This is a genomic window from Streptosporangium sp. NPDC048047 (genome assembly GCF_040653115.1).
GTDB lineage: Bacteria > Actinomycetota > Actinomycetes > Streptosporangiales > Streptosporangiaceae > Streptosporangium.
This window is the reverse complement of the sequence record NZ_JBEZNH010000001.1, coordinates 164930-178328: the sequence shown is the minus strand read 5'-3', so window position 1 is coordinate 178328 and position 13399 is coordinate 164930. Positions and strand designations below refer to the sequence as shown.

The following is a 13399-nucleotide window of genomic DNA, read 5'->3' as shown; positions in this document are numbered from 1 at the left end:
CTCCGCCCTTCCCGCCGATCCTCGCCGCACGGACGGGGGCCGTCCCTCCCCCGCTCCTTCCGCGCCACGACGCTCGATGCGGGCCAGGGCCGCGCTGGTCACCGAGCGCGGTCCGGACGGCCGGACCGTCCTGGTCGCCATGCGGTCCGATCCGCCGCTCACGCTGCGCCGTACCGGGCCGGGCCGGGTGCACCTGGTCTCGACCGCGGCGGGTCCGCTCGGCGGCGACGACCTGGCCCTCGACATCGAGGTGGGTCCGGGCAGCGAGCTGGAGGTCCTGTCGGTCGCGAGCACGCTCGTCCTGCCAGGTACGGGGGAGTCGGCGCTGACCGTCACCGCCAGGGTCGGCGCCGGGGCGTCGCTGCGGTTCGCACCCGAGCCGACCGTGCTGGCCGCCGGCTGCCTGCACCGCTCGGCGGTACGGCTGACGCTGGAGGAGGGCGCCCGGGTGTCCTGGCGCGAGGAGATCGTCTTCGGCCGGTACGGCGAGCGGCCCGGCCGCTGTCACGCCCGCTTCGACGCGGTGACCCCCGCGGGTCCGCTGCTGCGTCAGGAACTCGTCGTGGGCGACCCGGTGACCGACGGCTCCCCCGCGGTCTACGGTGACGCCCGCTGCGTCGGCAGCGTCCTGGTCACCGGGCGGGCGCCCGCCTCGTCGGTCGGGGACGGCTGGGCGATGCTCCCGCTGGCCGGGCCGGGCACGCTGGTCTCCGCGCTGGCCGCCGACGCCGTCGAGCTGCGACGGCGTCTGGACGAGGGCCTGTCGCGCCTGCCCGGCACCGGGACGTGACGGCAGGCGCGCGGCTCGCCGAGCCGCGACACGGGAGGACGGGCACGCGGCTCCGCCGTACCCGCGTGGGACGGCGGGGCCCCGCGGGCGGCCGCCCCGCCCCGCGCCGTCAGTCGTAGAAGCCGAGCCGGCGAAGCTGCTTGGGGTCGCGCTGCCAGTCCTTGGCGACGCTGATGCGCAGGTCGAGGTAGACCCGGGTGCCGAGCAGCGCCTCGATCTGGCCGCGGGCCCGGCTGCCGACCTCCTTGAGGCGGCTTCCCTTGTGCCCGATCACGATGGCCTTCTGCGAGGGCCGTTCGACGAACATGTGGGCGTAGATGTCGAGCAGGTCGTCGCGGCCCTCGCGGGGCAACATCTCGTCGACGACGACCGCGATGGAGTGCGGCAGCTCGTCGCGGACGCCCTCCAGGGCCGCCTCCCGGATCAGCTCGCCCACCAGCACCTGCTCGGGCTCGTCGGTGAGCTGCCCGCCCTCGTACAGCGGCGGGCTGGCCGGGAGCCTGCCGGCCAGCACGTCGCGCAGCACGTCGAGCCGCTCCCCGCTCTCCGCCGAGACCGGGACGATCTCCTCGAACTCGGCGAGCTGCGACACGGCCAGCAGCTGCGCGGCGATCTGCTCGCGGGTCGCCAGGTCGCACTTGGTGACGACGGCGACGACCGGGGTCTTCTTCACTGCGGTGAGCTTCTCGGCGATGAACCGGTCGCCCTTGCCGATGGGCTCGTTGGCAGGCACGCAGAAGCCGATCACGTCCACCTCGGTGAGCGTGGACAGCACCAGGCTGTCGAGCCGTTCGCCCAGGAGGGTGCGGGGACGGTGCAGACCGGGGGTGTCGACGATGATGAGCTGGGCGTCCGGGCGGTGCACGATGCCCCGGATGACGCGGCGGGTCGTCTGGGGCTTGGAGGAGGTGATGGCCACCTTGGTGCCGACCAACGCGTTCATCAGCGTTGATTTGCCGACGTTGGGCCGTCCGACGAAACAGGCGAAACCGGCGCGGAAATCAGCTGCTGAAGAACTCACGTCACCCATTGTCCCCGATCGTCGGCTCAGTTCTGACGCGGTGTCCCGTCCGGCCCGGCCACCAGCAGCCGCTCGCCGCCCATGTCGCGCACGGCCCGCTCGTCCGCCGGGGAGGGGCCCTCGCCCGCGGTGACCAGCGCCGCGGCCTCCAGGGACTCCGCGCCGCTGGAGACGGCCATGGCCACGGCGACCTGCAGCGCCGACAGCGTCAGCGAGGGCAGCGCCACGTCGGTCGCCACGTAGGTCCGGCCCGTCTCGTCGCGCACCGCGGCGCCCTCGGCGGTGCCGTTGCGGGCACGGGCGGAACGGGCCAGCACGATGATCTTGTTGTCCTCGGGGTCGAGGTTCGCTTCGCTCACGGCACAAGGGTATTCAGCCGCCGGATCAGGCGGACAGGCGGCCGACCATGAGCCGGGCGAGCCGCCGGGTGCTCTCCTCGTCGATCCCGGCCATCCCGCTGTGCACCAGCGAGACGACGGTGTTGCCGACGCGGGCGAAGACCACGTGCAGCTCGTAGGGGTAGCCGTTCAGCCTGCCGCGCAGCCGCCCGGCCCGCACGTCGCCGGGCACGTCCACCTCCAGGGGGGAGACCCGCAGCGAGGTGCCGCGGCCGGCCAGGGGACCGGTCGCCACCGGGCAGTCGTCCAGGGCGTCGGAGATCTCGGCGAAGCGGAGGGCGGCGCCCGCGCCGGCGTAGGACACCAGGGCGACCCCGGCCAGCTCGCCCACGTCGTCGCCCTGGTAGGTCACGGTGACCCGGGGCCCGGCGGCGCGGCGCGGAGAGCCGCCCCCGGCCATGTTCAGGACGGTCCGGCACTCGGGGTTCTCCGGGCGGAACGGGGGCCGCCAGCCGTCCCGCGGCCGGGCCGAGAACCCGTCCGGCATGTCCTCCTGGACGGGCAGCAGGCTGCGCAACCGCACCTGCTCCGCCCTCGCGTCCGCCCGGGTGTAGCGCGCCGGCCCGGTGCCGCACGCGACCGGGACCATCGCCAGCAGCCCACATACGGCGACCGCGGCGGCGGCCCGGACCCCCGGGGTCCGAGTCCCCCGCCACATGTCCGTTCCCCCGATGTCGGGCGCGGGCCCCCGCCCCCGCCGACCTGCTTCCTTCCCACTCGGCAAAAGCGGCAATCATCGGCAAACACCCAGGACGCCGCCGACCCGGCCTGCTCTCAGGCCTTGCTCTGGTCGTGCTCCGATGCGGTCTCGGCCGGGTCGGCCTCCTCCGGGGGGACCCGCCGGACGAGGACCGTGCCGATCCGGTTGCGCCGTCCGGCGAGGCTCTCGGCCGTCAGTCTGAGCCCCTTCACGACGGCCTCGGAACCGGCGATCGGCACGCGGCCCAGCGCGTGGGCCAGCAGGCCGCCGACGGTCTCCACGTCGTCGACCTCCAGCTCGGCGTCGAAGAGGTCCTCCAGGTCTCCCACGGGGAGCCGGGCGGTCACCCGGACCGCACCGTCCCGCAGGGACTCGACGCGCGGGACCTCCTGGTCGTACTCGTCGGTGATCTCTCCGACGATCTCCTCCAGGATGTCCTCGATCGTCACCAGGCCGGCCGTCCCGCCGTACTCGTCGATCACGATGGCCTGGTGGATCCGGCGGGCCTGCATCTCCCGCAGGAGCTGGTCGATCGGCTTGCTCTCGGGGACGTAGGCGGCCGGACGCATGATCGTCTCGACCTGCTCGGCGCGGCCCGCCTCGCCCGTCTCCTGGACCCGGCGCACGATGTCCTTGAGGTAGGCGATGCCGATGACGTCGTCCTCGTTCTCGCCGACCACCGGGATGCGGGAGAAGCCGCTGCGCAGCGCGAGCGACAGGCCCTGGTGGAGGGTCTTGCCGCGCTCGATGAACACCATGTCGGTACGGGGCACCATGACCTCGCGGACGATGGTGTCGCCGAGCTCGAAGACCGAGTGGATCATCTCCCGCTCGTCCGGCTCGATGACCCTGCGCTCCTCGGCCAGGTCGACCAGGTCGCGCAGCTCGGCCTCGGAGGTGAACGGCCCCTCACGGAAGCCCTTGCCGGGCGTCAGGGCGTTGCCCAGCAGGATGAGCAGCTTGGGCAGCGGGCCGAAGATCCGGGTGAGGCCGTACACCAGGGGGGCGCCGGCCAGCGCGATCGGCTCGGCGTGCTGGCGGCCCAGCGTGCGCGGGGAGACGCCGACGATGACGTAGCTGACGACGATCATGATCGCCGCGGCGGCGGTGTAGGCCCAGCCCTGGTCGCCGAACCAGTCGATGCACAGCAGCGTGACGATCACCGTGGCGATCATCTCGCAGCTCAGCCGGATCAGGAGCAGCAGGTTGAGATATCGGGGCGGATCGGCGACGATCTCCTGCAGCCGGGGGGCGCCCCGGCGCCCCTCGCGGACGAACTCCTCGGCCCGGACCCGTGAGATCCGTGTCAGCGCCGTCTCCGCGCTGGCGATCAGACCGGCGACCACGACCAGGACGACGGCCGAGAACAACCACCCATTGGCACCGTTCACCGCTGGGCGCGCACCTCCCGCCACGATTCGAGCAGCTCGGCCTGGAGGCCGAACATCTCCTTGTGCTCCTCCGGCTCGGCGTGATCATAGCCGAGCAGGTGGAGGATGCCGTGGGTGCACAGCAGCTCGAGCTCGGCCTCGGCGCCGTGCCCCGCCTCGGCCCCCTGCCTGGCGGCGACCTGCGGGCACAGGACCACGTCACCGAGGAGGGCGGGGTCGGCGGGGGCGTCGCCCTCCTGCCGGGCGCCGCTGCCGCCGCCGGGCCGCAGCTCGTCCATCGGGAAGGACAGCACGTCCGTCGGGCCGGGCTCCCCCATCCACTGCTCGTGCAGCACGGCCATGGCCTCTTCGTCGACGACGAGGATCGACAGCTCGGCGAGCGGGTTGATGTCCATCCGCTCCAGCACATGGCCGGCCAGCGAGACGATGAGGCCCTCGTCGACCTCGACGCCGGACTCGTTGTTGACCTCGATGCTCACCGGTCGTTCTCCACTGTTTTCACGATCTTCCTCGGGGGCGCTTGGCCACGCCCTTGATCGACTGCGGCTCGCTCTGCCGCTGCGACTCGTCATAGCGGCCGTAGGCGTCGACGATATCGCTCACCAGCCTGTGCCGGACCACGTCGGCGCTGGTCAGCCTGCTGAAATGGATGTCGGGGATGCCGTCGAGGATGTCCTGCACCACCCGCAGTCCGCTCTGGGTGCCACCGGGCAGGTCGACCTGCGTGACGTCGCCGGTGACGACGATCTTGGAGTTGAAGCCCAGGCGGGTCAGGAACATCTTCATCTGCTCGGGCGAGGTGTTCTGCGCCTCGTCCAGGATGATGTAGGCGTCGTTGAGCGTACGGCCGCGCATGTAGGCCAGCGGGGCGACCTCGATCGTGCCGGCCGCCATCAGCCGGGGGATCGACTCGGGGTCGAGCATGTCGTGCAGCGCGTCGTACAGCGGGCGCAGGTAGGGGTCGATCTTCTCGTACAGCGTGCCGGGCAGGAAGCCCAGCCGCTCCCCCGCCTCGACCGCCGGGCGGGTGAGGATGATCCGGTTGACCTTCTTCTCCTGCAGGGCCCGAACGGCCTTGGCCATCGCGAGGTAGGTCTTGCCGGTACCCGCCGGGCCGATGCCGAAGACGATGGTGTGCTTGTCGATCGCGTCGACGTACCGCTTCTGGTTCACCGTCTTCGGGCGGATGGTCCGGCCCCGGGAGGAGATGATGTCGAGGGAGAGCACCTCCGCGGGGCGCTCGGAGGTCATCCGCAGCATCGCGATGCTGCGCTCCACCGCGTCCGCCGTGAGCTCGGCGCCGCTGCGGACGAGCTCGGTCAGCTCCTCGAAGAGGCGCACGACGGTGCCGCTCTCCTCAGGGCTGCCGGTGATGGTGATCTCGTTGCCCCGGACGTGGATGTCGGCCCGGAAGGCGCCCTCGATGACCCGCAACAGCTCGTCGCCCGAGCCCAGCAGGCTGACCATCGAGTGGTCGTCCGGAATCACCACCTTCGCCTGGGTGCGCCCGGGGGTCTTCGACCGCGGCGACGTTCTGTTGGAATCGTTTGTCTCGGACATAGGCGGGCCTTTCGGCCTGTTCGCCTCCAGATATCGGAGTGTGACTTCTACGCCATGGTATCCGCGACGGGACCCGTGACGCCTCCCGGTTATCAGCCGGGAGGCCAGTTCAGGCCGCGCCCGCCGAGCACGTGTCCGTGCACGTGGAAGACGGTCTGACCGGCGCCGGGGCCGGTGTTGAAGACCAGCCGGTAGCCGGACTCGGCGATCCCCTCCTGCTCGGCGACCTCGTGGGCGGCCCTGATCACCTCGTCGGTGAGCCCGTCGTCGGCGGCGGCCAGGGCCGCGGCGGTGGGGTAGTGCTCCTTCGGCACCACGAGCACGTGGGTCGGCGCCTTCGGGTCGACGTCACGGAAGGCCAGCGTGCGGCCGGTCTCGTGCACGATCCGCGCGGGGATCTCCTTGGCCACGATCCTGCAGAACAGGCAGTCGGCTTCACTCACCATGCGGGCACCCTATCCGGTCCGGGCGTTGCCAATCGGTGATGGTCCATGCCCAGCGAAGAAAGATCCATACGGATATGGTGGGTGTGCAAAACTTCAACAACTACAGACCATTGCGATTCGCACGACATGGCCGCCGGGCCGAGGACACGACTGGGTCATGCCCCCTAATGAACCGGAAGAGCGTAAACCCTCTGGGAAGGCCGAGCGTCCCACTGATGTGACCACCGAGACCCTCGTGGCCGACAGGTCGCTCGGGGCGGTGCCCGTCGGCTGGGACGCCGATGCGGCCGTTACCGCGCTCTACAGCGCGCACTACCGGTCGCTCGTGCGTCTCGCTGTCCTGCTCGTCCGCGATGTGGCAACCGCGGAGGAGGTCGTACAGGACGCGTTCGTCGCCATCCACGGCGCCTGGCGCCGCCTGCGCGACACCGACAAGGCACTCGCCTACCTGCGCCAATCGGTCGTCAACCGATCTCGCTCCGTGCTGCGGCACCGGGCGGTCGTGGAGAAGTACGCCCCCAAGGGCATGCCGGACGCGCCGAGCGCCGAGAACGGCGCGATCGGCGAGTTCGAGCGCTCCGCCGTCATCGAGGCGCTACGCGCCCTGCCCGCCCGGCAGCGCGAAGCACTGGTCCTGCGCTACTACGGTGATCTGTCCGAAGCACAGATCGCCCACGCGATGGGAATCAGCAAAGGCGCGGTCAAGAGCCACACGGCTCGTGGCATGGCCGCCCTACGAACCACACTGGAGCAACTGTCATGACCGAGTCCCCCGATGAGTACGGCGAGCTGCTGCGCCGTGCCCTCAACGCGGAGGCGAACTCGGTCGTTCCCTCCCCCGACGGGCTGGAGATCATCCGGGCCCGGATCGAGCGGCGCGGGCTGCGCGGACTCCGCGGGCTGGTGTGGTGGCGCGTCGGCGCCTCCGTCACTGGAGCGGTCCTTGTCGCGGCGACCGTCGTGATGATGGTCCCCCAGCTGCGCGAACAGGTGATCCAGGAGGTCTACAGCGGTGAGGTGAACTTCACCCAGTCCACCGCGCCCGACATGTCGGCCACCTCGCGCCCGCCGTCGAACAACGACAACCGGGTCCCGGCCGTCCCCAGGACGTCCAGCCCCCCGCCCCCGCCTGAGCCGACGACCGAGCGCTCCAGGAGCGCGGCGCCGAACACGAAGGCGACCCCCACGCCCAGGGCGACCCCCACGCCGAAGCCCACTCCGTCGGACGGCTGCCCCACGGCGCCGGGCGACGTCACCGAGGAGTGCCCGCCCACGCCGACCGCGGCGCCCGAGCCCACCGGTGAGACGGAGAGCCCGTGCCCGCCCGCCGGCTGCTCCCAGCCGGACGAGCAGCAGCCCCCGACTCCGAGCGAGGGCATGCCCACCCCGGTGAGCCACTGACCGGCGCCGGTCCGCCGCGCGGCCGGACGGGAGGGCGCGCGACCGGTCCGCCGCATGCCTGGACGGCCCGGCCATGCGGCCGGGCGGGGAGGGCCACCGCGGGCGGGGCACGGCCGTACCGCCGTGCGCCTACCAGCGGCCGGTACGCGCCTGGAGCACCGCCGCGGCCGCGACCCCGGCCGTCGAGGTGCGCAGCACCGTCGGCCCGAGCAGCGCCGGGGCGGCTCCGGCGGCGCGGAAGGCGGTGATCTCCTCCTCGGAGACCCCGCCCTCGGGGCCGACCACCACCACGATGTCCCCGTCGGCGGGCAGCGGAAGCCCGGACAGCGGGGAGGCGGCCTCCTCGTGCAGCACGACGCCCAGCGCCGCCGCCGACAGCAGGTCCGCGACCTCGGCGGTCCTCGCGAGGCCGGTCACCTCGGGCAGGTGGAAGCGGCGTGACTGCTTGGCCGCCTCACGGGCCGTGGAACGCCAGCGGGCCAGCGACTTCGCCGCCCGCTCCCCCTTCCACTGGGTGACGGAGCGGGCCGCGGCCCAGGGCACGATCACGTCCACCCCGGCCTCGGTCATCATCTCCACGGCCAGCTCGCCCCGGTCGCCCTTGGGCAGGCCCTGGACGACGACCAGGCGGGGACGCGGCGCGGGCACCTCGTAGCGGCGCAGCACCCGCACCCGCAGGGAGTCCTTGCCGGCGTCGTCCACCACGCACTCCGCCACGACGCCCGCGCCGTCGGTCACGTCGAGCCGTTCCCCGGCACGCAGCCGCCGTACGGCCGCCGCGTGCCTGCCCTCCGGGCCGGCGAGCGTGAACCCCTCCCGGCCCAGATCGGCCGTGTCGGCCAGGAAGACCGGCGCCGTCATGCGGCGGCGGAGACGCCGCGGCGGGTCCGGCGGGCACCGCCCGCGACCCCCCGGAGGACGCCGTGGCGGGCCGGGCGGGCGCCGCCCGCGACCCCCGGCAGGACGCCGCGGCGGACCCGGGAGGCCCCGTCCGCGACCCCCCGGAGGGCGTCGGGGACCGCCGGGTCAGCGGCCATTGAAGGCGTCCCGCAGGCGGGAGAAGAAGCCCTGCTGGCCCGGCGCGAACTTGCCGGGCGGGCGCTCCTCGCCGCGCAGCCTGGCGAGCTCGCGCAGCAGCTCCTCCTGTGCGGGGTCGAGCTTGACGGGGGTCTCGACGTTGATGTGGACCAGCAGGTCGCCGCGACCGGTCTCGTTGAGCCGCTGGACGCCGCGGCCGTAGAGCGGGATCGTCTGGCCGGACTGGCTGCCGGGCCGGATGTCCAGCTCCTCGGCGCCGTCGAGGGTCTCCATGACCAGGACGGTGCCGAGCGCGGCGGCCGTCATCGGGATCTGCACGGTGCAGTGCAGGTCGTCGCCCCGACGCTCGAAGACCTCGTGCGGCCGCTCGACGATCTCCAGGAACAGGTCGCCGGGCGGGCCGCCGCCGGGGCCGACCTCGCCCTCGCCGGCGAGCTGGATGTGGGTGCCGTCCTCGACGCCCGCGGGGATGCGGACCTTGATGGTCCGCCGGGTGCGGACCCGGCCGTCACCGGAGCACTCCTGGCAGGGGTTGCGGATGATCGAACCGAACCCGCCGCACTGGGGGCAGGGCCGGGACGTCATGACCTGGCCGAGGAAGGACCGGGTGACCTGGGAGACCTCACCGCGGCCGTGGCACATGTCGCAGGTGTCGGGGTGGGTGCCGGGCGCGGCGCCCGCACCCGAGCAGACCTCGCAGAGCACGGCGGTGTCGACGACCAGCTCGCGGGTGGTGCCGAAGGCCGCCTCGCGCAGGTCCAGCTCCACCCGGATGGTGGCGTTGCGGCCCCGGCGGGCGCGCGAGCGCGGCCCGCGCCCGCCGCCGCCGGCCGCCGCGCCGAAGAAGGCGTCCATGATGTCGCTGAACGGGAAGCCCGCGCCGAAGCCCCCGGCGCCCGCGCCCCCGCCGGGAGCGAACGGATCGGCACCCATGTCGTACATCTGCCGCTTGCTGGGATCGGACAGGACCTCGTAGGCCTGCGTGATCTCCTTGAACCTCTCCTGTGTCTCAGGATCGGGGTTCACATCGGGGTGCAACTCGCGCGCCAGCCTGCGGTAGGCCTTCTTGATCTCCTCCGCACTGGCGTCACGGCGTACCCCGAGGGTGCCGTAGTAGTCGCTCTTAGCCACTTAGTTGACCTCTTAGGATGCAGCCAGGATCTGGCTGACGTAGCGTGCCACCGCGCGCACCGCGCCCATCGTGACCGGGTAGTCCATTCGCGTCGGGCCCAGCACGCCGAGCCGGGCCAGTTGCTTGTCCCCCGAACCGTACCCGGCGGCGACGATGGACGTGCCCTGGAGACCGGTGTAGGGGTTCTCCGAGCCGATCCGCACCGTCAGCGCCGACAGGTCCGAGGTTTCTCCGAGCAGGCGCATCAGCACGACCTGCTCCTCCAGGGCCTCCAGGACGTCGCGGAGACCGACGCTGAAGTCGGCTCCCGCGAGGTTGGCGGCCCCGGCGAAGACGATCTTCTCATCATGCCGTTCGACCAGCGACTCCAGCAGCACCGACAGGATCGTGGTGGCGAACGGGCGGTCCTCGATCGGAAGCCCCGAGGGCAGGTCGGCGACCTTGTCCGGGACCTTGGCCAGCCCGCAGCCGTCGAGCGAGGCGTTGAGCGTCGCGCGCAGGTGCGCGACGCGGGTCTCGTCGACCCCCTCGGGCAGCTCGACGACGCGCTGCTCGACCCGGCCGGTGTTGGTGATGAGGACGAACATCAGCCGCCGCTCGTTCAGCGGGACCAGCTCGACGTGCCTGACCGTGGAGTGCGTCAGCGTGGGGTACTGCACCACGGCGACCTGGCGGGTGAGCTGCGCCAGCAGCCGCACCGTGCGGGTCACGACGTCGTCGATGTCCACCGCGCCGGCGAGGAAGCTCTCGATCGCTCTCCGCTCCGCGCCCGACAGCGGCTTGACCTGGGAGAGCCGGTCCACGAACAGCCGGTAGCCCTTGTCGGTGGGCACCCGCCCCGCGCTGGTGTGCGGCTGGGCGATGTATCCCTGCTCCTCCAGCACCGCCATGTCGTTGCGGATGGTGGCGGGCGAGACCCCGAGGTTGTGCCGCTCGGCGAGTGCCTTCGACCCCACCGGCTCGTTGGTGGACACGTAGTCCTCGACGATGGCCCGAAGCACCGCAAGCCTGCGGTCATCGACCAACGTGCTCACCTCCTTGCCCTGCGCCGAACCGGGAACGCGGAGTCTGGCACTCTGTGTTCCCGAGTGCCAAGTGTACGGCTCTTGCCGACGGGGTGCGATAAGGCGACGGCCCTTTGCTAGCGTCCTCTGGATCGGTGAGGCGTGAGGAGGTGCGGTCGGCGTGTACGAGCGCGACGTGCTGGCGGGGAACTGGCGGCGTCCGGGCAGGGGGAGGATCCCGCAGGTCCCCGCCGAGATCGACCTGGTCGTGGAGGACGCCGACGGCGGATTCTGCGGCGCCGTGGTGGCCTGCGACAAGGAGTCCGTCACCCTGGAGGACCGCTTCGGGCGGCGGCGCGTGTTCCCGCTGGAGCCGGCCGCGTTCCTGCTGGAGGGCCGGGTCGTGACCCTGGTACGGCCGGCCGCCGCGCCCCGCGCCCCGCGGCGCAGCGCCTCCGGCTCCATCGCCGTGGAGGGCCTGCGGGCCCGGGTGGCCAGGGAGAGCCGGATCTACGTCGAGGGCGTGCACGACGCCGCGCTGGTGGAGAAGGTCTGGGGTCACGACCTGCGCGTCGAGGGCGTGGTGGTGGAGTACCTCGAAGGGGTCGACCACCTGCCGGAGATCGTCGAGGAGTTCGAGCCGGGCCCGGAGCGCCGCCTGGGCGTGCTGGTCGACCACCTGGTCGCCGGGTCCAAGGAGAGCCGGATCGCCGACCGGGTGGCCTCGCCGTACGTGCTGGTGGCCGGGCACCCGTTCGTGGACGTCTGGCAGGCGGTCAAGCCGTCGGTGCTGGGCATCGGCGCCTGGCCGCGGGTGCCGCGCGGCGTGCCGTGGAAGGAGGGGGTCGTCGCCGCCCTGGGCTGGGACCTCGCCCCGGCCGACGCCTGGCGGCGCATCCTCGGCTCGGTCACCACCTACGCCGACCTGGAGCCGGAGCTCCTCGGCCCGGTCGAACGGCTCATCGACTTCGTGACCGCCCCGCCGGAGGACGTCTGAGACCGGCCGTGACCGGCCGAGCCCGCCGCCGTCCCCGCCGGGCCGGGCGCGGCCGGCGAGGTCCGCGGAAGGACGATCGGGACCGGTGCCCAGTGCGGCCGGCGAGGTCCGCGGGATGACGGCCGAGACCGGGCCCGGTGAGGTCAGGTGCGGTCAGGTGAGGTCGCGGACCAGGGCGTCGGCCAGCAGCCGGCCGCGCAGCGTCAGCACCGCCCGGCCTGTCTTGAACGGCTCGACCTCCAGCAGCCCGTCGGCCAGCGCCCGGGCGGCCACCGGCGGCCGCCCGATCTCCGCCAGGGGGAAGCCCCGGGCGAGCCGCAGCTCCAGCATCAGCCGCTCGACCGCCCGGTCCTCGTCCGACAGCACCTCGCGGGCGTGGGCGGGTGAGACGCCCTCGGCCAGGCGGCGGGCGTAGGCGGCCGGGTGCTTGACGTTCCACCAGCGGGTGCCGCCCACGTGGCTGTGCGCGCCGGGGCCGACGCCCCACCAGTCGCCGCCGGTCCAGTAGAGCAGGTTGTGCCGGCAGCGCGCGGCCTCCGAGGTCGCCCAGTTGGACACCTCGTACCACTCGAAACCCGCCTCGGCGAGCATGGCGTCGGCGATGAGGTAGCGGTCGGCCGCCACGTCGTCGTCGGGCATCGGCAGCTCACCGCGCCTGATCCTGGCCGCCAGGCGGGTGCCGTCCTCCACGATCAGCGAGTAGGCCGACACGTGGTCGGGCCCCGCCTCGATCGCCGCGGCCAGCGAGGCCCGCCAGTCGTCGTCGCTCTCACCGGGCGTGCCGTAGATCAGGTCGAGGTTGACGTGGCCGAACCCGGCCTCCCTCGCCTCCCGTACGGCGTGCGCCGCCCGGCCCGGGGTGTGGCGGCGCTCCAGCACCCGCAGCACGTGCTCGCGGGCGCTCTGCATGCCGAAGCTCACCCGGTTGAACCCTCCGTCGCGCAGTCCGGCGAGGTAGGCGCGGTCCACCGACTCCGGGTTGGCCTCGGTGGTCACCTCGGCGCCGGGGGCGAGCCCGAACTCCTCGTCGATGGCGCCGAGGATGCGGACCAGGTCTGCCGCGGGCAGCAGGGTGGGGGTGCCACCGCCGAAGAACACCGTCTCGACCGGCAGGTCGGCGTCGCCGAGGGCGGCCCGCGCCCGCCGCACCTCCGCGACGGCGGTCGCGGCGTAGTCGGCGTGCGAGGCGCCGGGACCCAGCTCGGAGGCGGTGTAGGTGTTGAAGTCGCAGTAGCCGCAGCGGGTCACGCAGAACGGCACGTGGACGTAGAAGCCGAACGGCCGCTCACCGAGCCCGCGCAGCGCGCTGCCGGGGAGCCGGCCCGAGGCCGGTACGGGGTCGCCGTCGGGAAGTGTGGATGGCACGGGTCAAGTCTGCCGCCCCGGGGCGGGTGCCCGGTACGGCGCCGCCCGCCGCCCGAGTGTCCCGCCGTACGCGCCGGGCACCGGGACCCCGCCAGGGGCCCCGATGTGCGCGGCGGTCGCCGGGATCCCGTCCGCCGCTCCCCGACCTCGGGGTCC

Annotated in this window: 15 protein-coding genes; 4 read left to right on the top strand and 11 right to left on the bottom strand. The window is 72.9% G+C overall.

Annotated features, from left to right (window positions below):
* Positions 1 to 790, top strand: a 790-nt coding sequence (locus AB0D67_RS00815) for an urease accessory protein UreD (RefSeq protein ID WP_362928367.1), incomplete at its 5' end; no start/stop codon positions are given.
* A gap of 109 nt (positions 791 to 899) precedes the next feature.
* Here the strand turns inward: AB0D67_RS00815 and era are convergent.
* The 7 genes from era to AB0D67_RS00780 form a co-directional block, all read right to left on the bottom strand.
* Positions 900 to 1820: a GTPase Era gene (gene era / locus AB0D67_RS00810; RefSeq protein WP_362928365.1), complete on the bottom strand. Its 921-nt coding sequence runs from the start codon at positions 1818 to 1820 to the stop codon at positions 900 to 902.
* 17 nt (positions 1821 to 1837) lie between these two features.
* Positions 1838 to 2170 (bottom strand): cytidine deaminase, encoded by a 333-nt coding sequence (locus tag AB0D67_RS00805; RefSeq protein WP_362928363.1) that lies wholly within the window; start codon positions 2168 to 2170, stop codon positions 1838 to 1840.
* Between the two features lie 25 nt (positions 2171 to 2195).
* The gene (locus AB0D67_RS00800; protein ID WP_362928361.1) at positions 2196 to 2867 is read right to left on the bottom strand and encodes a hypothetical protein; all 672 of its coding nucleotides are present in this window, start codon (positions 2865 to 2867) and stop codon (positions 2196 to 2198) included.
* Between the two features lie 116 nt (positions 2868 to 2983).
* Positions 2984 to 4300: a hemolysin family protein gene (locus AB0D67_RS00795; RefSeq protein WP_362928359.1), complete on the bottom strand. Its 1317-nt coding sequence runs from the start codon at positions 4298 to 4300 to the stop codon at positions 2984 to 2986.
* The gene (ybeY, locus tag AB0D67_RS00790) at positions 4297 to 4779 is read right to left on the bottom strand and encodes an rRNA maturation RNase YbeY (protein WP_362928357.1); all 483 of its coding nucleotides are present in this window, start codon (positions 4777 to 4779) and stop codon (positions 4297 to 4299) included. The genes AB0D67_RS00795 and ybeY overlap by 4 nt, the downstream gene beginning before the upstream one ends.
* A 19-nt stretch (positions 4780 to 4798) precedes the next feature.
* On the bottom strand, positions 4799 to 5860 hold the full coding sequence (locus AB0D67_RS00785) for a PhoH family protein (protein WP_362928355.1): 1062 nt from the start codon (positions 5858 to 5860) through the stop codon (positions 4799 to 4801).
* Positions 5861 to 5952: 92 nt separating this feature from the next.
* The gene (locus AB0D67_RS00780; protein WP_362928741.1) at positions 5953 to 6303 is read right to left on the bottom strand and encodes a histidine triad nucleotide-binding protein; all 351 of its coding nucleotides are present in this window, start codon (positions 6301 to 6303) and stop codon (positions 5953 to 5955) included.
* A gap of 160 nt (positions 6304 to 6463) precedes the next feature.
* Between AB0D67_RS00780 and AB0D67_RS00775 the strand changes: the two genes are divergently transcribed.
* Positions 6464 to 7069, top strand: coding sequence for a SigE family RNA polymerase sigma factor (locus AB0D67_RS00775; protein ID WP_362928353.1), 606 nt, complete (start codon positions 6464 to 6466; stop codon positions 7067 to 7069).
* A complete protein-coding gene (locus AB0D67_RS00770; protein ID WP_362928351.1) occupies positions 7066 to 7707 on the top strand; it encodes a hypothetical protein in 642 nt (213 codons plus the stop codon). Before AB0D67_RS00775 ends, AB0D67_RS00770 begins: the two co-directional genes overlap by 4 nt.
* A gap of 129 nt (positions 7708 to 7836) precedes the next feature.
* Here the strand turns inward: AB0D67_RS00770 and AB0D67_RS00765 are convergent, their stop codons facing one another.
* The 3 genes from AB0D67_RS00765 to hrcA form a co-directional block, all read right to left on the bottom strand.
* The gene (locus AB0D67_RS00765) at positions 7837 to 8568 is read right to left on the bottom strand and encodes a 16S rRNA (uracil(1498)-N(3))-methyltransferase (RefSeq protein ID WP_362928349.1); all 732 of its coding nucleotides are present in this window, start codon (positions 8566 to 8568) and stop codon (positions 7837 to 7839) included.
* 165 nt (positions 8569 to 8733) lie between these two features.
* Positions 8734 to 9876 (bottom strand): molecular chaperone DnaJ, encoded by a 1143-nt coding sequence (gene dnaJ, locus AB0D67_RS00760; RefSeq protein WP_362928347.1) that lies wholly within the window; start codon positions 9874 to 9876, stop codon positions 8734 to 8736.
* Positions 9877 to 9888: 12 nt separating this feature from the next.
* A complete protein-coding gene (hrcA, locus tag AB0D67_RS00755) occupies positions 9889 to 10902 on the bottom strand; it encodes a heat-inducible transcriptional repressor HrcA (RefSeq protein WP_362928739.1) in 1014 nt (337 codons plus the stop codon).
* A 160-nt stretch (positions 10903 to 11062) separates the two neighbouring features.
* Between hrcA and AB0D67_RS00750 the strand changes: the two genes are divergently transcribed.
* Positions 11063 to 11878 carry a DUF3097 domain-containing protein gene (locus AB0D67_RS00750; protein ID WP_362928345.1) on the top strand — a complete coding sequence of 272 codons (816 nt, stop codon included), beginning with the start codon at positions 11063 to 11065 and terminating at the stop codon, positions 11876 to 11878.
* Positions 11879 to 12031: 153 nt separating this feature from the next.
* Here the strand turns inward: AB0D67_RS00750 and hemW are convergent, their stop codons facing one another.
* Positions 12032 to 13243 carry a radical SAM family heme chaperone HemW gene (gene hemW, locus AB0D67_RS00745; RefSeq protein ID WP_362928343.1) on the bottom strand — a complete coding sequence of 404 codons (1212 nt, stop codon included), beginning with the start codon at positions 13241 to 13243 and terminating at the stop codon, positions 12032 to 12034.
* Positions 13244 to 13399: the final 156 nt, after the last annotated feature.